This window comes from Winogradskyella sp. MIT101101 (assembly GCF_047126865.1).
In the GTDB taxonomy this organism is placed as follows: Bacteria; Bacteroidota; Bacteroidia; order Flavobacteriales; family Flavobacteriaceae; genus Winogradskyella; species Winogradskyella ouciana.
Map to the genome: position 1 here is coordinate 2,486,088 of NZ_CP138982.1, position 22,170 is coordinate 2,508,257.

The 22,170-nt window shown below is 38.6% G+C and carries 19 protein-coding genes and 1 tRNA gene; 18 read left to right on the forward strand and 2 right to left on the reverse strand.

The genetic code is table 11. The annotated features are described in order from the left end of the window. Positions 1-89 precede the first annotated feature (89 nt). Positions 90-1,478, forward strand: coding sequence for a M28 family peptidase (locus SIB89_RS11190; protein ID WP_412559833.1), 1,389 nt, complete (start codon positions 90-92; stop codon positions 1,476-1,478). Between the two features lie 3 nt (positions 1,479-1,481). Here SIB89_RS11190 and SIB89_RS11195 read toward each other — a convergent pair whose 3' ends face one another. Beyond that, positions 1,482-2,870 (reverse strand): dipeptidase, encoded by a 1,389-nt coding sequence (locus SIB89_RS11195; protein WP_412559834.1) that lies wholly within the window; start codon positions 2,868-2,870, stop codon positions 1,482-1,484. A gap of 195 nt (positions 2,871-3,065) precedes the next feature. Here SIB89_RS11195 and SIB89_RS11200 point away from each other — a divergent pair. The 6 genes from SIB89_RS11200 to SIB89_RS11225 all read left to right on the forward strand — a co-directional run bounded on the left by SIB89_RS11200 (position 3,066) and on the right by SIB89_RS11225 (position 6,407). Continuing rightward, positions 3,066-3,147: transfer RNA gene (locus SIB89_RS11200), tRNA-Leu, on the forward strand. A 272-nt stretch (positions 3,148-3,419) separates the two neighbouring features. Continuing rightward, entirely contained in the window at positions 3,420-3,791 is a 372-nt protein-coding gene (locus tag SIB89_RS11205; protein ID WP_412559835.1) for an ArsR/SmtB family transcription factor, read from the forward strand. A 12-nt stretch (positions 3,792-3,803) separates the two neighbouring features. After that, on the forward strand, positions 3,804-4,427 hold the full coding sequence (gene merTP / locus SIB89_RS11210) for a mercuric transport protein MerTP (RefSeq protein ID WP_412559836.1): 624 nt from the start codon (positions 3,804-3,806) through the stop codon (positions 4,425-4,427). Further along, entirely contained in the window at positions 4,428-5,774 is a 1,347-nt protein-coding gene (locus SIB89_RS11215) for a dihydrolipoyl dehydrogenase family protein (protein WP_412559837.1), read from the forward strand. It begins immediately after the preceding gene. Between the two features lie 43 nt (positions 5,775-5,817). Continuing rightward, complete coding sequence (locus tag SIB89_RS11220) at positions 5,818-6,201, forward strand: YHS domain-containing protein (RefSeq protein ID WP_412559838.1); 384 nt, start codon at positions 5,818-5,820, stop codon at positions 6,199-6,201. Then, entirely contained in the window at positions 6,201-6,407 is a 207-nt protein-coding gene (locus SIB89_RS11225; RefSeq protein ID WP_412561904.1) for a GDCCVxC domain-containing (seleno)protein, read from the forward strand. Before SIB89_RS11220 ends, SIB89_RS11225 begins: the two co-directional genes overlap by 1 nt. Before the next feature lie 44 nt (positions 6,408-6,451). Here SIB89_RS11225 and SIB89_RS11230 read toward each other — a convergent pair whose 3' ends face one another. Next, on the reverse strand, positions 6,452-8,680 hold the full coding sequence (locus SIB89_RS11230; RefSeq protein ID WP_412559839.1) for a TonB-dependent receptor family protein: 2,229 nt from the start codon (positions 8,678-8,680) through the stop codon (positions 6,452-6,454). Positions 8,681-8,911: 231 nt separating this feature from the next. On the opposite strand from SIB89_RS11230, the gene SIB89_RS11235 reads away from it, so the two are divergent. From SIB89_RS11235 to SIB89_RS11285, 11 genes are all read left to right on the forward strand, one after another. Further along, positions 8,912-9,331: an HYC_CC_PP family protein gene (locus SIB89_RS11235; RefSeq protein WP_412559840.1), complete on the forward strand. Its 420-nt coding sequence runs from the start codon at positions 8,912-8,914 to the stop codon at positions 9,329-9,331. Between the two features lie 108 nt (positions 9,332-9,439). Next, a complete protein-coding gene (locus SIB89_RS11240) occupies positions 9,440-13,192 on the forward strand; it encodes an efflux RND transporter permease subunit (RefSeq protein WP_412559841.1) in 3,753 nt (1,250 codons plus the stop codon). Next, positions 13,189-14,406 (forward strand): TolC family protein, encoded by a 1,218-nt coding sequence (locus tag SIB89_RS11245; RefSeq protein WP_412559842.1) that lies wholly within the window; start codon positions 13,189-13,191, stop codon positions 14,404-14,406. The genes SIB89_RS11240 and SIB89_RS11245 overlap by 4 nt, the downstream gene beginning before the upstream one ends. 2 nt (positions 14,407-14,408) lie before the next feature. Continuing rightward, a complete protein-coding gene (locus SIB89_RS11250; RefSeq protein ID WP_412559843.1) occupies positions 14,409-14,975 on the forward strand; it encodes a helix-turn-helix domain-containing protein in 567 nt (188 codons plus the stop codon). A 70-nt stretch (positions 14,976-15,045) separates the two neighbouring features. Beyond that, a complete protein-coding gene (locus SIB89_RS11255) occupies positions 15,046-17,439 on the forward strand; it encodes a multicopper oxidase domain-containing protein (protein WP_412559844.1) in 2,394 nt (797 codons plus the stop codon). Positions 17,440-17,442: 3 nt separating this feature from the next. After that, positions 17,443-18,768: an APC family permease gene (locus SIB89_RS11260; protein WP_412559845.1), complete on the forward strand. Its 1,326-nt coding sequence runs from the start codon at positions 17,443-17,445 to the stop codon at positions 18,766-18,768. 252 nt (positions 18,769-19,020) lie between these two features. Beyond that, a complete protein-coding gene (locus SIB89_RS11265) occupies positions 19,021-19,494 on the forward strand; it encodes a DUF302 domain-containing protein (protein WP_412559846.1) in 474 nt (157 codons plus the stop codon). A 23-nt stretch (positions 19,495-19,517) separates the two neighbouring features. After that, complete coding sequence (locus SIB89_RS11270; RefSeq protein WP_412559847.1) at positions 19,518-20,054, forward strand: DUF3347 domain-containing protein; 537 nt, start codon at positions 19,518-19,520, stop codon at positions 20,052-20,054. Between the two features lie 17 nt (positions 20,055-20,071). Continuing rightward, positions 20,072-20,662 carry a DUF3347 domain-containing protein gene (locus SIB89_RS11275; RefSeq protein WP_412559848.1) on the forward strand — a complete coding sequence of 197 codons (591 nt, stop codon included), beginning with the start codon at positions 20,072-20,074 and terminating at the stop codon, positions 20,660-20,662. Further along, complete coding sequence (locus SIB89_RS11280; protein WP_412559849.1) at positions 20,663-21,115, forward strand: heme-binding domain-containing protein; 453 nt, start codon at positions 20,663-20,665, stop codon at positions 21,113-21,115. A gap of 19 nt (positions 21,116-21,134) precedes the next feature. Next, on the forward strand, positions 21,135-21,686 hold the full coding sequence (locus tag SIB89_RS11285; protein ID WP_412559850.1) for a DUF3347 domain-containing protein: 552 nt from the start codon (positions 21,135-21,137) through the stop codon (positions 21,684-21,686). The last annotated feature ends 484 nt before the right edge of the window (positions 21,687-22,170 follow it).

Consider the following 22,170-nt stretch of genomic DNA (forward strand, 5'->3'; position numbering starts at 1 on the left):
AGAGTAAAATATTCAATAATCAAAACTAAAATTTATAAAATGCTTCAAATCCGTATATTTGTTACAATTAAAAAAGAAAATATTAAGTGATGAAGAACGTGCTTCTGTCTATGATATTTAGTTTTACTGTTTTAGGTGTTTCTAAAGGGCAATCTGTAGAAGATTTAATGAATCAGGTCAGCACTATAAACTTAGAAACTAAAGTAGCCGTGCTGTCTGGTGAACAATCTGCCAATATTGATGGAACAACGCAGACCATTACCAGCCGAGTACACAGCAATAACGATTTGGCTGCAGAATACATAAAAGAACAGTTAGAGGCTTTACCTAATCTCACGGTGAACTATCAGAACTTTAATACTATCGGAAAAAATATTATTGCCACACAATTGGGACAGAATAATCCTGATGATATTTACATCGTTTGTGCACATTATGATTCGGTGACGACCTATTGTGCAGATGACAATGCTACTGGTGTTTCTGCTGTTATAGAAATCGCAAGAATTTTATCCACACAATGTACTGATAATACCATTATTTATGCACTTTGGGACGAGGAAGAAATAGGTTTACGAGGAGCTAATTATTATGCACAACAAGCTGCTGACGACACTAACGGAAATACAAGAGATAACATACTTGCTGTTGTAAATATGGATATGATTGGGTACGATGGTGATGCTCCAGGAACCGCAGGCGATAATGATTTTGATATTGATGTGCGTAACATTGCGAATTCCATTGCCATTAAAGACGATTTAATAAGCATTCTTAGTACCTACACTTTTGATTTGAATGAAATAGTCGTTAACCCAGGAACTACGGCAAGCGATCACTCACGTTTTTGGAATGAAGGGTATTCTGCGGTTTTGGTTGGTGAATCTTGGGAAACCGACGATGAAACACCAGATTATCATACATCAAATGATAGAGTAGAGGATATTGATTTTCAATATATGACAGAACTGACCAAATTAGTTACTGCTTATTTGGCCACAAAATCTGGATTGATTAACCTTGATAATACAGTAACACAATCAGCAACAGAATTGACAGCCAACCAATCTACAGGCTCATATCAATGGTTTAATTGTGATACTGATGCTGCAATATCAGGAGAAACCAGTCAAACATTTACACCGACAACCACTGGAAATTATGCTGTTGAAGTCAGTAATGGTAGTTGTTCGGAAATGAGTTTGTGCATTAGTTTTTCGGTTTTATCCACAGAAGAATTTTCACCCAATGAAATCAAGATATTCCCAAATCCGGTAACTTCAAAACTGAATATTGAAAACTTTACAGGCTCAGAGTTAAAGATAACCATCAATGATATTTCAGGTAAAGTCGTTAGAACACAAGTCTCACAAAAAGAGCTCACAGTGATTGAACTCAATACAATGGCAACTGGTGTTTATTTTGTTAGTATAAACTCAGATACTAAATCTTCAACTTATAAAATTGTAAAGGAGTAATCCTTACTTTTTCAACTCAGTAAAATACTTATAGAACCAAGGAATGGTCTCAATACCTTTTAGGTAATTCCAAATTCCGAAATGTTCGTTTGGTGAATGAATAGCGTCGCTATCTAAACCAAAGCCCATTAAAATGGTCTTACTCTTCAATTCTTGTTCAAAAAGCGATACAATAGGAATACTTCCACCGCTACGTTGAGGTATCGGTGTTTTGCCAAAAGTCTGCTCATAAGCTTTTGATGCGGCTTGGTAACCAATACTATCAATTGGAGTCACGTAGCCTTGTCCACCATGATGCGGAGTTACTTTTACTTTAACGCCTTTTGGCGCTATGCTTTCAAAATGTGTTTTGAACAATTCTGTAATCTCTTCCCAATCTTGATGTGGTACCAATCGCATGGAAATTTTTGCATACGCTTTGCTGGCAATAACAGTTTTGGCTCCCTCACCAGTATAGCCTCCCCAAATGCCGTTGACGTCTAAAGTTGGTCTAATAGAGTTACGTTCATTGGTTGTGTAACCTTCTTCGCCATAAACAGCATCAATATCCAAAGCTTTTTTATAAGCCTCTAATGAGAAAGGAGCTTTCGCCATTTCGGCACGTTCAGCTTCAGAAAGGTTTTCGACTTTATCATAAAAACCAGGAATTGTAATATGATTGTTTTCATCATGTAAAGATGCAATCATTTTAGCCAAGACATTAATAGGATTTGCTACTGCACCACCGTACAATCCCGAATGTAAATCACGATTCGGACCCGTTACTTCAACTTCAACATAACTAAGTCCTCTTAAGCCAGTTGTAATGGAAGGTACGTCTTTGGCTATCATACCTGTGTCAGAAATTAAAATGACATCATTTTTAAGATTTTCTCTGTTGTTAGCGACAAAAACACCTAGATTTTCACTGCCAACTTCTTCTTCGCCCTCAATCATAAATTTAACGTTGCATGGCAGTTCGTTGTTTTTGGTCATGTATTCCAATGCTTTGACGTGCATGTACATTTGTCCTTTATCATCGCAAGCTCCTCTGGCAAAAATGGCACCTTCAGGATGTAATTCCGTTTTTTGAATAATTGGATCAAAAGGTGGAGAATTCCATAAATCTAATGGATCTGGTGGTTGTACATCATAATGACCGTAAACCAAAACAGTGGGCAGGCTCTTGTCAATAATTTTTTCACCATAAACAATTGGGTAGCCTTCAGTTTCACAGATTTCCACATGGTCACAACCAGCATTTTCTAAACTTTCTTTAATGGCATCGGCTGTGTTTAGAACATCTTTCTTATAGGCTGAATCAGCACTAATGGATGGTATTTTTAGAAGTTCTATAAGTTCGTCTATGAATCGTTGTTTATGTTCTTTGATGTAAGAATCTATATTTTGCATAATAATTGTTTGGTTTCAAACAAAAATAACAAAAACAAAACCGAAAATATTCTAGTTTAAATGCTATTTGAATATTGAAAGTATTGTTTATATTTGCATCCCGTTATTTTCGGGATTGTAAGCAGGCGTGGTGGAATTGGTAGACACGCTAGACTTAGGATTTAACCTAAGAAAAAGTGTTAAAATATTTGAAATGCGGATGTGGTGGAACTGGTAGACACGTCAGACTTAGGATCTGATGCCGCGAGGTGTGCAGGTTCGATTCCTGTCATCCGCACAAAAGCCGAAGAGAAATCTTCGGCTTTTTCATTTAAAAAAACGTGTTTTCTTCACGATTTTTGACCTTGGGTACAACATAGGTACAACATTTTGTTATTTTAAGTGTGTCATTTTAATTGATGTCAAATAAAATGTTTTATTAATAAACTCTAAGATTTATATCTTTTTAGTTATTAAATAATTAATATTTCAGTATTCATTGCTATTATTTAAGTGTTTGCTTAAATAATATAATAATGATATATTTGCAACCACTTTAAATCAGAAAAGATGAGCTTGGAAATTACCTGTACACGGAACGAAGCAGACAAGAAGCAAATATCGAGATGCAAGGAAACCATAGAGAATTCTTTGGGCAGCTTAGAAGCAATAAGCAAAGTTTTGTCTCTCGCGGGAAGCGAGGTACGACTGAAAATTCTATTCCTATTGAACATAGAGAATGAATTGTGTCCTTGCGATATTGCGGACATTCTTGAAATGAGTGTTCCTGCCGTATCTCAACATATCCGTAAAATGAAGGATGCAGGAATTATTTTATCGAGACGTGAAGGGCAAACATTATATTATTCGCTGGTAAAGAGAGAGGACAATGTTTTGAATGGAATTTTCAATTCAATTTCGACAAAAAAGAAAACAGCTTAGAAAGTTTATATTATGACACCGAACAAAACCTCAAACACCGCGGCCTATACTGGCATTTTTACCGCAGTTGTAGCATCAATATGTTGTATTACACCTGTCTTGGCACTAATTGCCGGAACAAGTGGAATCGCATCAACATTCTCTTGGGTCGAGCCATTTAGGCCCTATCTTATCGCCTTGACCATTATTGTTTTGGTCTTTGCCTGGTTTCAGAAACTACGGCCGAAAACTCAGGAAGAGTTAGATTGCGCTTGTGAGGATGATGCAAAACCTACGTTTTGGCAATCCAAACAATTTCTGTTCATCGTAACCTTATTTGCTGGATTGATGCTGGCCTTCCCGTACTATTCCAACCTATTTTATGCCCAGCCTACAAAGGATATCGTCTATGTCTCTCAATCCAATATCGAAACACAAACCTTTGAGGTTGAAGGAATGACCTGCGCAGGCTGTGAGGCACACGTAGAAAGCGAAGTCAATAATTTGGATGGAATTATTTCGGTTAAAGCCAGCTACGAAAATGCGAATACTATAGTGGAATTTGACAAGACCAAAACCGATTTGCCCGCAATTCGAGAAGCTATAGAAAGCACTGGCTATAAAGTTGTCAAGAAAACCCCTAAAGAAAATAAGTAGATGAAAAAATATGATGTATTTATAATAGGTTCGGGTATGGCCGGTATGACAATCGCCAATAAATGCGCTTCAAAAGGTCTTTCGGTGGGCATTACTGATGAACTGCCTTATGGTGGCACTTGTGCCCTACGAGGCTGTGACCCAAAAAAAGTGATTATCGGTGCCACGGAAGTACGCGACTTCGCTAAAAGACTTAAAGGGAAAGGCATTGATACCATCCCTGATATCAACTGGAAGGATTTAATTGCGTTCAAACAGAGCTTTGTCGATGAAATGCCAAAGAAAATAGAAAAGGGGTATAAGAAGAACGGCATCGATACCTTTCACAGTTCCGCTACGTTTATAAATAAAAATACACTAAGCGTAGGTAACGAGACCATCCAAGCTGATAAAATTGTAATTGCGTCCGGTTCAAAACCAAAAGTTTTAGACTTTGAAGGCGGACAACTTGCGCAAACGAGTACGGATTTTCTAAACCTTAAGGATTTACCAGAATCCCTGCTTTTCATAGGTGGTGGATATATTGCTTTTGAATTTGCTCATATTGCCGCACGTTCCGGTGCCGAGGTAACAATAGTACATCGACGTAAAAGTCCGTTGGAAAACTTTGACCAAGATATTGTAAAACATTTGGTCGATGCTACACGGAATTTAGGGATTAAGATTGTTCTGGAAACTGAAGTTTCTAAAATTGAAAGTAAAGATGGCTACTACATAACCACAGGAATTTCAAACGGAAAGGAAACTAACCACAAATCGGCAGCAGTATTTAATTCCGCTGGTCGTCCCCCAGCCATTTTTGATTTAGAATTGGAAAAAGCAGGTATATCCTTCTCAAAAAAGGGCATAGAGGTCAACGAATACCTTCAGAGCACATCGAACGCGAATGTTTATGCAGCTGGCGATGCAGCGGACTCAAGAGGACTGCCCCTAACACCCGTAGCTGTTTTGGAAGGGCATATCGTGGCTTCTAATATCATCAAAGGGAACCAGAAAAAAGTCAGTTATCCCCCAATGCCTTCCGTAGTTTTCACTTTGCCCACTATGGCAACCGTTGGCCTATTGGAAGATGAAGCCAAAGAAAAAGGATACGACATCAATATCAATTTTGAAAAAGTTGATAATTGGTTCAATGCGAGACGCCTGAACGTGGATGAATATGCTTTTAAAACAATCATCGATAAAAATAATAATACCATTTTGGGCGCGCATCTGATCGGGCCTCATTGTGAAGAAACAGTAAATCTTTTTGCAATGGCGATAAAGACCAAGATGACCATAAGCGATTTGCGGACAATGATATTTTCATACCCTACAATGGCATCCGACCAAACCTATATGCTTTAGTATTCATTACAATGAAACAGATTATTGATTTAAATAAAAAAAAATGAAATTAAAAATTTGCCCAACTTGTGGTTGCTCTTTAGTTCGATTGGGAATAAAAAGCACACCGCGCTTATCAATAAAATATAAAGATCAAGATTACTTTTTTTGTTGTCAAGGATGTATTGAGCAATTCCAAAACAATGAGGAAAAATATATTGCAGAAATAAAAAATCTAATTATTTGTCCAGTCTGTCTTGCTGAAAAACCAGAAAACCAAGTAGTAAGTATTCTATACAACGAACGGAACTTCTTATTTTGTAGATGTCCGCAATGTGTTTTAGAGTTCAAGAAAAATCCAGGATATTTTATCGATAGATTAAACGAAAAGATACCTTATAAAGGTGTTTTTGAGATTTCTTGTTGTAATGATTCAGTAAAAAAATAATAAATATGATATTAACATCAGAAATTTCGTGCCCATACTGCAGTCACAAAAAAAAAGAGCAAATGCCTACAGATGCCTGTCAATTCTTTTACAAATGTGATAATTGCAAAAAGGTCCTCAAACCAAAACAAGGCGATTGCTGTGTGTTCTGTTCTTACGGTACTGTCGCCTGTCCACCGATTCAGGAAGGTTCAAAATGTTGCTAATAACTTTTAATTATAGTTGATATTATTGTTTCCACAAAATATCTTTAAAAACTAAATTGTAACCCTGCATTCAATCCAAAAGGATGTCCGGGACGCAAACCTGCTGGGACACGTGATACGGCATATTCTGAATCAAATAAGTTTATTATGTTTGTTGATAGCGTAAAATTTTCATTAAGAAAATAATGCGCAGATAAGTCAACTATAAAATTAGAATCTACTTTAAAATTTTCTGGAATCGGTCCAGAACCAGCCTTGGTTCTAAATGCACCAGTATAACGTGAATTTAGGTTTACTTCAAATTTCTTATGCTGTAGCCCTAAAGTAGCATTTAATTGGTTTTTTGCGATGTATGGTATTTCATCCCCTTTGGTCACCACACCGTAAATGTCTTCGTTACTGTCAAAACTGGTCAGGAATTCGGTATCGGTAAGGGTGTAGGAAATCGATATAGGAAGTTTAAATTTCCCTGATGTATTGTATAGTAAATTGTAATTTAGCAAAAGTTCAATGCCACTTACACGCACTTCACCAGCATTAAACTGGTCAAGGCTTCCTGTACCACCTGTCGCGGCCAAATCACTTCCCAGTAGATTTTGATAATCATTGTAGAACCCAACAAGTTCCCCTGAAAAACCTTTAAAGCCAAATCGGGAACCCAACTCATAATTAATACTTTCTTCTGCATTTTGCCCCGGTGTATTACTTGGTGGCGAAAATCCTTTATGTACCCCACCGAAGACCGATATATGGTTATTGAATCTGTAATTTGCACCTATGCCTGGAATCCACACATCTACATTGTTCTCACGAATAGCTAAATCCTGACCAGTTCTGTTTGGGTCGCTGGTGCCATAATCCGTTCGGGTAAGGGTTATATTTTCATAGCGTAAGCCAGGTGTTAAAGTAAGGTTCTCTATTTTAAGGGTGTACAAGAGGTGTGCCGCCAATGCTTTTGCACTACTTATACGATTGGCATCTGCACCCTTTTCGCCTACTGTAGTTCTTATCAATTCTTGGTTTTCAAAAGCATACCTGTCTACCCATTGAAATCTGTCCTCGTCATCTTCGTGGTAACGTATTCCAGCTTCCAGAGTTTGCAGCCAATCCGAACCCCATCGTAATTTGGCAATGGATTGAACACCATTAGAGGTGTATGTTCTGTTGTTTGCCTTTATGCCCATAACATCGTCTTGGGTGTCTTCGTTTCCTAAAATGGTTTGGTATTCTAAGGGGTAATCCTGTGGTGATGATAGGATGCTGTTTATGCTCACTCTTTCGCCAAGGTTTACATCGGTTAACTTATACCAATTCCGTTTAAATTTATTCAAGTAACCAGTGGTACTTATATTTAACGATGGGGATACTTGTATAAAATGGGTAAGTTGGTATTGTTGATGTTCGGCGTTCATTACATCTTCGGACGACGCCCTGTATCTTCTAAAGGGGTTTGCTTCAAAGTCTTCATCGGTCAATCCCAAGTAAGTTTCGTTTGCCTCTTCTTCAGAATATTGGATTTTAAATGTTAGTGACTGATACATTTCTGCATCTAAATTTGAGTTGACCCTAAACTTTGCCAAATAATCAGATTTATCAAATCCTGTATTGCCACCACCATCTAAATCCTTAAAACCGTCTGAGCTGTAATTGAAATAATCCGTTACAAATCCAAAGTTTTTATAGCTGTCGCCAATAACTAATTGCGTGTTTCTTGAACCATAATTCCCTGCGGCAATGGAAGCTCGTCCAGAAAATTCGTCAGGAATTCGGGAAGAAATCATATTAATGGCACCACCAGTGGTGTTGGGTCCATATTGAATTTGACTGCTTCCTTTTAAGATTTCGATGGCCTGCATACGCCCAATGGTTGGGAAATAATAGGCGGCAGGTGCGCTGTAGGGTGCAGGGGCTATGAGAACACCATCTTCCATCAAATTTATTTTTGCACTACGTTCAGGTGATGTGCCTCGTAAACTTATATTTGGGCGTAGTCCAAACCCATCCTCTTCGTAAATATTAATTCCTGGAACTGTTTGTAAAACCCTGTTGATATTGGTGTAAGAGAATTTTTTTAAATCCTCTTCAGAAATATAACTCGCAGATCCCGTTTTGTTTTTAATCTCAAATTTACTGCCCAGTATGGTGTTGGCAGATATAATAACCTCTTTTAGACGTTCCGTTTTTTGTTGGATGGTATCTTCTTTTTGAGGATTTGTTTGCCCCCATATATACGTAAACTGTAGGATAAATAGTAGAAAAAATAGAATTCTCATTGGTAATAAATTATTTAGAATGATTTTAAATAGAAGGCAAATGTAATGTGCTGATTTCAAAAAACCAATATTATTTAGAATTATTCTTAATAATATTTTTGAAGTATTTTATATTCAGTAGTTTATATCTTATAAGAATTTTAAATTTATTAAAGTGTCTAATAATGGATTACTTAATTAAATTTCTGTTAATCACAATAAAAACTGTTAAAATTTTGTAATTTTGCAACAATGAAACAAGTTTTCCATAAAATATTATCCATTTCGATGGCTTTTGTAGTGATGTTCTCTACAATGTCATTTACTGTGGATATGCATTATTGTGGGGACTCTTTGGTCGATTTCAGTTTGTTCTCAAAAGCTGATACCTGCGGAATGGAAAAATCACAGGCAAATAAGGGATGCGAAAAACTGATGCTTTCCGAAAAAGATTGTTGTATTGACCAGCAAATTGTTAAGGAAGGCAAAGACGACCTTAAAATATCTTTTGACACGCTTTCTTTTGAGCAGCAAACGTTCATCGCTGCTTTTACATATTCTTATATAAACCTATTTGAAGGAACCGAATCTGAAGAAGTTCCTTTTGAAGATTACCCGCGACCCTTTGTCAAACGGGATGTGCAAGTGCTGCACCAGACTTTCTTAATTTGATTTGTTAGATTTTTTGAATGAAGCCCAACAGCTGCGCTGTAATGGGCTAAAACTCGTGTTTGCCATTTTCTGCTACACGTATTTCCAATTATCTAATAATCAAATGCTATGCTGAATAAGAGCATTAAATTTCTCATAGAAAACAAACTTGTTGCCGTTCTACTACTCGCCCTATTTGTGGGTTGGGGCGTGGTCAACGCACCCTTTAATTGGGAAACGGGCTTTTTACCTACAGACCCAGTTGCCGTTGATGCCATACCTGATATTGGCGAGAACCAGCAAATTGTTTTTACCAAGTGGCAAGGTCGCTCGCCACAGGACATTGAAGACCAAATCACATATCCTCTTACCACTTCGCTTCTCGGTATTCCAGGTGTGAAAACCATTCGTAGTTCGTCTATGTTTGGATTTTCAAGCATCTATATCATTTTTGAAGAAGACATCGAGTTCTACTGGTCACGCAGTCGCATACTTGAAAAACTGAACTCACTTCCTGCAAACCTATTACCTGATGGTGTCAATCCATCATTAGGACCAGATGCCACGGGTCTCGGACAGATATTTTGGTACACGCTGGAAGGTCGTGATAAAGACGGCAACGTAACTGGCGGATGGGATTTACAGGAATTGCGTAGCATACAGGATTACTATGTGAAATACGGATTATCCTCTGCAAGTGGTGTTTCTGAAGTAGCTTCCATAGGTGGCTATGTTCAGGAATATCAAGTGGATATCGAACCAGAAAAAATGCGCCAGTACAATGTGAGTATGGGCGATGTGGTTAAAGCCGTCAAACAGAGCAATCAAGATATAGGTGCGCAAACACTCGAAATCAATCAAGCGGAATATCTCGTGCGCGGATTGGGTTACGTAAAGTCAATCGCAGACATTGAAAGTGCGGTAGTAGATTCTGAAAATTTCACTTCCATACGTATTAAAGACGTGGCAAACGTCCATTTGGGACCAGCGGCAAGACGAGGTATTCTCGATAAGGAAGGTGCCGAAGTCGTAGGCGGTGTCGTAGTCGCTCGCTACGGTGCAAATCCGCTGGAAGTCATCAATAATGTCAAGGCTCAAATTGCCGAAATAAGCTCGGGACTTCCAACAAAAACTTTATCAGATGGTCGCACTTCGCAAGTGACCATCGTGCCGTTTTACGACCGTACAGAACTCATTCAGGAAACGCTGGGCACGCTCAATGAAGCCCTTACTTTAGAAATTTTGATTACCATTTTGGTCATCATCATAATGGTGTTCAACCTACGTGCATCCATCCTTATTTCAGGATTGTTACCCGTAGCCGTTTTGATGGTTTTTATCACGATGAAGCTCTTTAATGTAGATGCAAACATCGTCGCACTTTCCGGTATCGCCATTGCCATCGGTACGATGGTGGATGTGGGCGTCATACTCGCCGAAAATATGATTCGGCACTTGGAAGATAAAAAGCTACGCCTTAATGAAAACGGTAACGAGTACACCACGAACGAAATCATCTACAACGCAACTGCCGAAGTTTCTGGTGCTATTCTGACGGCTGTCCTGACGACCATAATCAGCTTCCTACCCGTATTCACAATGATAGGTGCCGAAGGAAAACTGTTCCGTCCGCTTGCCTTTACCAAAACAATGGCACTAACGGCATCGCTTATCATTGCATTATTTCTCATTCCGCCCATTGCGGCATTTCTTTTTCGCAAAACGAGTGTGCGCGAACGTACACAGTATGCTATCAATGGTTTGCTTGCTCTATCTGGAATTCTCGCCATCGTTTACGGCTTTTGGTTGGGGCTAATTCTAATTGCCTTTGCCATAACATCACTTTTAAAGATGCGCGGTACGCTTTCGCGAAAGCGGAAAAATCTACTGGATATCATCATTTCATCGGTTGCCATCGTAGTTTTATTAGCAGAATACTGGCGACCATTGGGCTTTGACCGAAGTATCGTGATGAACCTGATATTTGTTTCCATCATCTGTTTTGGACTGCTCGGTGTATTCTCAATTTTCAGGATATACTACGAACGTATTTTGAAATGGGCACTTCAAAACCGCTATCTGTTCTTAATCATTCCTGCTACGGTGCTCACGTTGGGTATCATCATTATGCGCAATACGGGCAAGGAATTTATGCCAGCACTCAATGAAGGTTCATTTCTATTGATGCCTACATCCCTACCACACGCAGGTGTTGAAGAAAACAAGCGTGTGCTGCAACAGCTGGATATGGCTGTGGCAAGCATCCCTGAAATCGAAACCGTGGTGGGAAAAGCTGGAAGAACGGAAAGCGCACTCGACCCAGCACCACTCTCGATGTATGAGAATGTCATTCAGTATAAATCTGAATATATGCGGAATAGTTCTGGCGAGCGACAACGCTATAGGGTCAATGACGATGGATTGTTTGTACTGACGAACGACAAATTCATTATCAACCCGAATAATGAGATTGATGAAGATGCCAACTATGAGGAAGCATCGCTAAAAACGACTGCCACACGCGAAGAGTTGATAGAAGATGACGATGGCGAGTACTACCGAAACTGGCGACCGGACATCGAAAGTCCAGATGATATTTGGAACGAGATTGTACGAGTGACCAAATTACCCGGCGTGACATCTGCACCCAAGTTGCAGCCCATTGAAACACGACTCGTAATGCTACAAACGGGAATGCGCGCACCTATGGGCATCAAGGTAAAAGGACCCGATTTAAAGTCCATAGAAAATTTTGGACTGCAACTGGAAGACATCTTGAAACAAGCCGAAGGTGTTAAGGAACAAGCTGTTTTTGCAGACCGTATCGTGGGCAAACCGTACCTGCTCATAGACATTAAGCGAGACCAATTGGCTCGATATGGCATATCCATTATGGATGTTCAGGAAATCCTTCAAGTGGCCGTGGGCGGTATGCCACTCACACAAACGGTTGAAGGTCGAGAACGCTACGCCGTGCGTGTACGTTATCCACGAGAATTACGGGCAAATCCAGATGACTTACGTAATATCTATGTTCCCGTTGAAAAAGGAAGTCCTGTACCGCTGGGCGAATTGGTTGAAATTCGCTACGAGCAAGGACCACAGGTCATTAAAAGTGAAGACACTTTTCTTATTGGTTACGTGCTGTTTGATAAACTCGACGGCTTTGCCGAAGTAGATGTGGTAGAAAACGCCCAAGCCTTGATTCAAGAAAATATTGATAACGGTTCGCTGGTCGTACCACAGGGCGTGAGCTATCGATTTACGGGAACGTATGAAAATCAGTTGCGAGCAGAAAAAACGCTATCGGTAGTCGTACCGCTTTGTTTGCTCGTCATTTTCTTGATTCTGTATTTCCAATTTAGGTCGGTTTCTACGTCTCTTATGGTTTTTACCGCAATCGCCGTGGCCTTTGCAGGTGGCTTTATAATGATATGGCTATACGGTCAAGATTGGTTTTTCAACTTTGGCTTTTTTGGCGAAAATTTAAGGGACTTGTTCAATATGAAAACCATCAATTTAAGTGTGGCCGTTTGGGTAGGTTTTATTGCCCTTTTCGGTATTGCTACGGATGATGGTGTGGTAATGGCCACTTATTTAGACCAATCTTTCAAAAGCAACGAACCAGACAATAAAAAGGGCATTCGTCTCGCCACTTTGGAAGCCGCAGGTAAACGCATTCGTCCGTGTTTGATGACTACCGTAACGACGGTGTTGGCACTACTTCCCGTCCTTACATCCACAGGAAAGGGAAGCGATATAATGATACCGATGGCGATTCCCATTTTTGGCGGAATGATAATCGACGTTACGTCCTATTTCCTGCTACCAGTCCTGTACAGCTGGAAAAAGGAATACCAACTTAAAAGAGCAAACAGATGAAAAAATTGAAATATATACTCGTGTTCTTGTTTGTTTCAGCTTTCGCGAAAGCGCAACAATTACAATCCTACATTCAGGAAGCCGAAGCGAACAATCCAGAAATTCAAGCTTTTGAACTGCGCTATAATATCGCCGAAGAAAAGGTAAACGAAGCCAACTGGATTCCCAATACCGAAGTAAGTGCCGGCTACTTTGTGAGCGAGCCAGAAACCAGAGTGGGCGCACAACGTGCACGGATAGGTGTAAAACAGATGTTGCCGTGGTTTGGTACTATTACAGCTCGTGAAAATTATGCCACCGCAATGGCAGATGCCGAATATGTGGACATCACGATTGCAAAGCGCAAGCTCGCACTTTCGGTCGCACAATCCTATTATAGCCTGTATTCTATACGTGCCAAGCAAGCTGTGCTGGATGAAAATATACAGCTTCTGGAAACCTACAAGCAACTTGCACTCACATCTGTAGAAGTGGGCAAAGCGAGTGCCGTAGATGTATTGCGACTTCAGATTAGACAAAATGAATTACAACAACAAAAGGAAGTGCTGGAAGAAGAATTTACAGCAGAACAAACGGCTTTCAACAATTTGCTCAACCGCGAATCAATGATGACGGTTGACGTCGTTTCAGAAATGGAAATCCCGCAGGAAGACCCATTTTATTCTAATGATGCGCTATCACTCAATCCTGAACTGCTCAAATATGACAAACTCTATGAATCGGTAGCACAATCCGAACTGCTCAACCAGCGTGAGAGTTTGCCTATGATTGGTTTTGGTTTGGACTACTTGCCCGTAACGGAACGTAGCGATGTCAACTTCAGCGATAATGGGAAAGATGTGTTGATGCCTATGGTTTCGGTTTCAATCCCCATTTTCAACAACCGTTACAAATCCATTTCAAAGCAAAACGAACTGCGACAGCAAGAAATAGAAACCCAACGGGAACAGCGATTGAATGTGCTGGAATCCGCTTTCGCGAAAGCACAATCACAACGCAACCAAGCACGCATCGCTTATAGCACCCAAGACCGCAACCTGAAGCAAGCGCAAGATGCCGAAGAAATTCTGGTTAAGAACTATGAAACTGGCACTATCGATTTTAACGATGTGTTGGATATTCAAGAGTTGCAGTTGAAGTTTCAAATGAATCAAATCGATTCGGTGCAAATGTACTATGTACAATCGGCCATTATTAACTATTTAATCAACTAATTATGGTCAAGGATTTTTACATAAAGAATATGGTTTGCGATAGATGTATCAAGGTCTTAAAAGATGAACTGGATGGTCAAAATATCGAGTTGTTGCAAATCGAATTGGGCCGTTTGCGCCTCGACATCGAGAGCGATGATGAAATCACAAAATTGAAAGAAATACTTAATAAAAATGGTTTTGAGCTTATTGATAATATAAAAGAGAAACTTACAGAGCAGGTCAAGGTAGAACTCATAAAGGAATTACAAAAATTGCCTTTGAAACTAAATGAGAAATTATCCGTGCATTTGGCAGAAGCATTAGGGCACGAATATTCAAAAATTAGTAAGGTTTTCTCGTTTACTGAGGGTATAACGATAGAAAAGTATTTCATCAAACTCAAAATCGAGAAGGTAAAAGAATTGATACAGGGCAACGAACTCAACTTTACTGAAATAGCACATTTACTCGATTATAGTCACATAAATCATTTAAGTGGTCAGTTCAAGAGTGAAACTGGTATGTGCCTAAGCGCATATAAATCACAACAGAAAAACTATAGAAATTCATTGGACAAAATTATATAGATAATAACCATAATTATGACACAAGCTGTTGATTTACAGCAGTAATTTTATTAAAATAAAATTAAGAACTATGAAAATAACAAACATAATCAATACAACACTTCTATTGTTCCTTACCTCGGTTACATTTGGCCAAGTCGGAACAAACGGTGATGACCGTAAAGAAGAAGGACGACCTGTAAAAGAGTACAATCTTACCTTGGAACAAAAGGAAATGACCCTTGGAGGCGTAACGGCCAATGGAATGACTATAAATGGCAGCATTCCTGGCCCTACATTAGAATTTAATGAAGGAGACCTTGCCATAATCAATGTGACCAATAAAATGGACGAAGAAACTTCAGTGCATTGGCACGGTTTAATCCTTCCAAATTTCTATGACGGTGTGCCTTATTTAACTACGCCGCCAATTGAACCTGGCACAACTTTTCAGTATAGAATTCCTATTAATCAATCCGGCACCTATTGGTATCATTCACATACTTTATTACAGGAACAAAAGGGGGTTTATGGCTCTATTATCATTCATCCAAAAGAAAAGACATTGGATTATGATAAAGATTTGGTTGTGGTACTTTCTGATTGGACCAATGAAAAACCGATGAATGTGCTACGCAACCTCAAAAGGGCTAACGAATGGTATCAGGTAAAAAAGGGTACATCAGTGCCCTTAAGTAGAGTCATCAAAGAGGGCGCATTGGGAGCCCAATTCAAATTCTGGCGAGACCGTATGGAGGGAGCAGACATAACAGATATTTACTACCCTGCTTTTTTATCCAATGGAAAAAGAGTAGCAGAATACCCAAATTTTAAAGCAGGAGAAAAAATCAGGCTTCGCTTTATAAATGCATCGGCTTCATCCTATTATTGGGTAGATTTTGGAGGGGGTAATCCAATGATAGTTTCAGGTGATGGTGTGGATGTAGAGCCCGTACATAAAAGCCGATTTCTTTTTGCAGTGGCAGAGACCTATGATGTTATTGTTACTATTCCAGAAGGGACTTTAGAAATTACCGCCACGGCACAGGATGGTTCTGGCAATACTTCAATCCGTTTGGGAAATGGAAAATTTTTTCCGGCAACGGTAATAGATAGGCCAGACAAAGTAGCAATGATGAAGCAAATGGCAAAAATGGATATGAAAATGGGTGCACCTGCATTGGTGGGAAACAGAAAGAAAAAAACACCGGAGTTTTTGATGCAGAAATATGGAATGAAGATGGATATGAAAGATGGGCAGATGAAAATGAACAATAATATGTCAATGGATGAAGGTACAATGAAGAAGCAAATGGAAATGAAAGATGACAAAATGTATATGGACAATACAATGGAGATGAAAAAGGACTCTATGCCAATGAGCCATACCGAAGCATCGAGCAAAATGAAAGACCATATGAATCACGATATGTCCAAGATGCAAAAAGACAGTGCCACTTTTGATTACAGTACTCGTAAAACCTATTTTAACTATGATTTCTTAAAGGCAAAGGAAGAAACCACTTATAAAGAAGACATACCGGTAAATGATATTCTGCTCAACCTAACAGGAAATATGCAGCGCTATGTATGGAGTATGAATGGCGTACCACTTTCTGAAACCGATAAAATCAAAATAAAAGGAGGAGAAGTAACAAGAATCACACTAAATAACATAACAATGATGCACCACCCAATGCATTTGCACGGGCATTTCTTTAGGGTAATCAATGAAAACGGGGAGCGTTCGCCCTTAAAACATACGGTCAATGTGCCACCGATGCAAAAAGTGGTCATTGAATTCTATAACGAAGAGTATGGTGATTGGTTCTTTCACTGTCACATATTGTATCATTTAATGAGTGGTATGAACCGTATATTTAGTTATGATACACCACGAGATGAACGGATGGAGGAATTTCCGGTTGAAAAGCTTATACACGAGACTGACCTCTATTATTCTTGGGGGGCTGCACGCGTAGGATCAAACTTTAACGAGCTGTTTTTGATGTCGAGCAACATCCGTAACGAATTTGGACTGCGCGCCGAGTTTGATTATGACCAAAATGCCGAGATAGAAGTAAATTATAATCGATACCTCAATGATTGGGTACGCGTATATGCAGGGGTAAATACCGAAACTTCTACACCAGATTCTTACGATACATTTAATACCGTTGGACTGGTCGGGGTTAAATACTTTACGCCTTACAGGTTTAATGTAGATGTGAGTATGGACCATCAATTACGCCCAAGGATACGGCTGGACAGAGAGTTGTTGATTTTTCCAAGAATATTTTTAGAAGGAGAGTATGAGTACAGAGCGGATTTTGGTTGGGTCAATGATTTGGAAAACAATAAATCTTTTGAAAGCGAAACCCAATGGCTTGTAGGGCTGGCATACATCGTTTCCAGAAACTTTTCAATACAAGGAAATTACAATAATCGTTATGGCTGGGGTGGCGGTCTGTTAGTTAGATTTTAAGAAATGGCACAATACAAGAAAAATAGTTTGAGTTTAACCGGAGCGGTGTCGCTTGGTACAGGTGTTATGATAGGTGCAGGAATATTTGCCTTGTTAGGACAGGTAGCTGAGTTATCAGGGCAATGGTTTCCGTATGCTTTTCTTGTAGGTGCTATCATTTCAGGATTTAGTGCATATACGTATGTGAAACTTTCCAATGCGTATCCATCTGCTGGCGGTATTGCTACCTATCTAAAAAAGATATATGGTAAGGGTGCGGTAACAGCTTCTGGAGCCTTGCTAATGGCATTTTCAATGGTGATTAATGAAAGTTTGGTAGCACGTACTTTTGGTTCGTACACGCTTCAATTATTCGATATAAATGACAATAGTGTTTGGGTGCCTATCCTTGGGGTAGTACTGTTAATCGTTGCGTTTTTAATCAATATTTCTGGAAACAATATCATTGGCAAATCTTCCTTTGCAATGGCTATTTTAAAAATTGGAGGTATTGCAATTTTTGCCATTGGTGGATTATGGGCGGCAGGATTTTCATTTTCTGAAGTTGTCCCTTCAGAAAGTTTGACAGAATACCCTATTACCAATTATTTAGGAGCCTTGGCTCTTTCAATTTTAGCTTATAAGGGCTTTACTACAATCACTAATAGCGGTGAGGAAATCACCAATCCCAATAAAAATGTAGGACGTGCTATAATAATTTCACTTGTTATCTGTACCGTGGTATATCTACTTGTTGCATTCGCTGTTTCTTCTAATCTTACTATTGAAGAGATAATCAAAGCTAAGGACTATTCATTGGCCGAGGCATCAAGGCCTGCTTTCGGAAAGTACGGATTATGGTTCACTGTGGGTATTGCAATCATAGCTACTATTTCAGGTGTGGTAGCAAGCATTTTTGCAGTGTCAAGGATGACTACAATGCTAACTCAGATGAATCTAATTCCCCATAAACATTTTGGGTTACCTGGTAAGTTGCAAAAACATATGCTCATTTATACTGTGGTATTGGCGCTCACAATGACCATTCTTTTTGACCTTACAAGAATTGCATCATTAGGTGCTATTTTCTATCTAATTATGGATATAGGAATTCACTGGGGCGTACTTAAAAATATGAGAAAAGACATAAACGCCCGTGCCTCTATTCTATATACTGCAATATTATTGGATTGTATTGTTTTGGCCGCATTCTTATGGATAAAGGCTTCTAGTGACCTATTAGTCGTAATTGTAGCCGCAATACTGATGGTATTGATTTTTTTAGGCGAAAAATGGTTTCTGAAAAATAAAAATGAAGAAAATCAAATGAAAATGAATGAGAAATTATGATTGATATCAAAGAATAAAAAAATAAATGTTTAACAAAAAAAGAATAAAATTATGATGCTATTGTATTGGATAATTGGTATAGCCATTCTTGTATGGGTGATTTTTCTTATTTCTGGAAGAAGAAAAAAGTAAAACTTTGGTAGTTAAAGTTTTTAAAAATCTTACTTGAATTGTGAAATATACCAACTGAAAGTTCAAAGAAATTGAATAAAGAATTAAAAAAACAAATACAGCTAATAAAACAGAAGAGTTATGGAAAATAGCGAGGACAAAAAACAAAGATTGCATAGTCAGAATTATACTGAGAGCCGAAACACATCTTACAGTATTGTTAGACGCTACGGTTCCATAACTTTTGATGAGGCACTAACACAGTTAAGAGATGTTTTAAAGGACAAAGGATTTGACATCATTGGAGAAATGGATGTTAAGGACTATCTGAAGGACTTTGACATCGATATGTCTCACCTAATAATTATTATGGTTTGTCATAAAGAAACGGCTGCCGACTTACTGTCCAACGATATCCAAATGACCTCACTCGTGCCTTGTAAAATTAGCATCAAAGCACTCGATGATGCTTCTTTAATCGAGGTTTCTATTGAAGACGTTGAGACAACTTGGGCCATCTCTGACAAATCCGAAATAGAAGAAATAGCAAAAAGCGTAGGACAAGATTTAAAAGAAATCTTAGACCATTTAGGTCCAAAACATTTTAAACTATAGATTAATAATTTAATTCAAAAACAATGAAAACACTATTAAAAACTTCAATTCTAACCCTTGCACTCATTGCAATTGTAAGCTGCAAGGAAAAACAAACCGTAGAAATTAACACCCCTGAAGAGGTGAAGGCGGCCAAGAAAAAAACCGCAGATATCGCAGACCAAGGTTTTATTGACGGGATGACGGGAAAAGTATGGCATAATTATCTTGAAATCAAGATGGCACTTGTAAGAGACGATGCAGAAAAGGCAAGATCCATAAGTGAGGATATGGCTGCCTCTTTTGGCGAAGAAAGAATGGAGATGAAAAACTTAGCGCAAGATATGGCCAATACTGAGGACATTGAAACCCTGAGAGAATTGTTCGCACAATTTACCGAAAAGGCAGGGCCAATGTTTGAAGAAGCACTATCTGAAGGAACCATATACAAAAAATTCTGTCCAATGGCATTTAACAATGAAGGTGCCTATTGGTATGCAGATGTTAAAGAAATAACCAATCCCTATTTCGGCGATAAAATGTTGAAATGTGGATCGGTAAAGAAAACTATTAATAAATAACCCTTAAATAAACAAAGATGAAAACGATTAGACAAAAATTAATTATACCCACAATTGCAATAGCTTTAGTTAGTGTTACTGCTTGTAAAGACGGAAGTAAAAATGAACCTGCAGCACCAATGAGCAACGAGATGTACCAAGAGCCTATGGATGACAAAGACGATATGTCAATGAGTGACAATCAAGATGCAAAAGCAGAAGCAATCCTGAAAGATTACTTCAACTTGAAAGATGCTCTTGTAGGCGATGACAATGATAAGGCAAAAGAAATGGGCGCAACACTTGCCAATACTTTAGGAAGTTTTGATGCATCCAGCTATTCAGATAGTGAGCAACAGGATCTCAAGGATATTATGGAAGATGCAGTTGAACACGCAGAACACATTTCAGAAAGTGATATAGCACATCAGCGAGAGCACTTTAAAGTTTTAAGTAAAGATGTTATAGATATGGTTGCTATAACAGGAACAGAGATGAAACTCTACGAGCAGTTTTGCCCTATGTATGATGGCGGTACAGCTTGGCTTAGTACTAAAGAGGAAGTACGCAATCCATACTATGGCAGCCCAATGTTAAAATGCGGCAAAGTGCAGCGAGAAATCAACTAAATGAAGATTGTAAAAATCATAGCGGTAGTGTTATTGGTAGCGTTTGTGGGGATTCAATTTATACCCACAACACGCAACCAAAGTGATACGGTACCCGAAACTGATTTTATGTTGGTCAACAATGTTCCAGAGAACATTCAAAACAAGTTACAGGTATCCTGCTATGATTGTCACAGTAATAATACGCAATACCCTTGGTATAATAAAGTTCAGCCTGTTGCTTGGTTTTTGGAAGACCATATTAAAGAAGGCAAGGCCGAACTAAATTTCAATGAATGGGATTCACTATCAAGCCGAAGAAAGACCAGTAAGTTAAGGTCTATCATCAAACAGATTGAAAATGGCGAAATGCCTTTAGATTCTTATACCTTGATTCATAGAGATGCAAAGTTTTCAGAAGCGGAGGCAGAAGAAATAATCAACTGGGTAACACAATTAAAAGACAGTTTATAAATAATTAAAAAGTATAAAGATGAAAAAGTTAAAAATGAGTATAGCCACTATGTTATTGTTGGCAGTTTCTTTTACCAATGCACAGGAAAAGGAAAAAATGAAGATGGACCATAAAATGGACCACGGTAAAATGATGGATATGAACAGTGATGCAAAAGCAGAAGCAATTTTAAATGATTATTTCAGTCTAAAGGATGCCTTGGTGGCAGACGATACCAAAAAGGCAGCCCAAGAAGGGACAAAATTGGTGGCTTCTCTTAAAGCCTTTGATACCAGTAGCTATACCAAAGAACAGCAAGAAGAATTGGCCGATATTATAGAAGATGCTACAGAACACGCAGAACATATTGCTGAAAGTGCTATTGACCATCAAAGAGAGCATTTTAAAACATTGAGCAAAGATATAACGGATATGGTGGCGATTACAGGAACAAAGAACACACTTTACCAACAATTTTGCCCTATGTACGATAAGGGTAGTGCTTGGTTAAGTACAAACAACGAGATAAGAAACCCATATTACGGCAGTAGAATGCTTAAATGCGGCAAAGTACAAAAGACTATTCAGTAGGTAATCCCTTCCCTAAGCATTTTTTGTTGTTCTGCTTTATTAGTTAACGGAATACATAAAATGTCCGGAATATCTTGAGTAGTCATTAAGTCCTGTCGTGGGAAGGAAAAATAGATGATGGTTAGTGTTAGTTTCTTCCCAAGTCAGGCAAAAATTTAAGTCCTAATAAGAGAGAGGGCATATACTTTTTGGTTGGTTAGTGAAGCCCTTTCTCTTAATTAGGCACAATAGATAATGTGAAAAAGAAAAGTTGATTTGGTTAGTAGCAGCCTGCACAAGAGAGAGGGATTAAATCCCTAAAGTAATAACATCTCTCTTTCTATGTCAGGCAATTTAAAACTTTTGAAAAAGAGAAGTTTAGTGAAGAGTACTTGATTTTGGGAGGTGAACATTTGAAATGGTTTATTGGTCAATACCACTTCGCCTCTCACTTTCAAGTATAAATTTAGGGTTTCAGCTTCATTAAAGAAAGCTGAAAAATAAA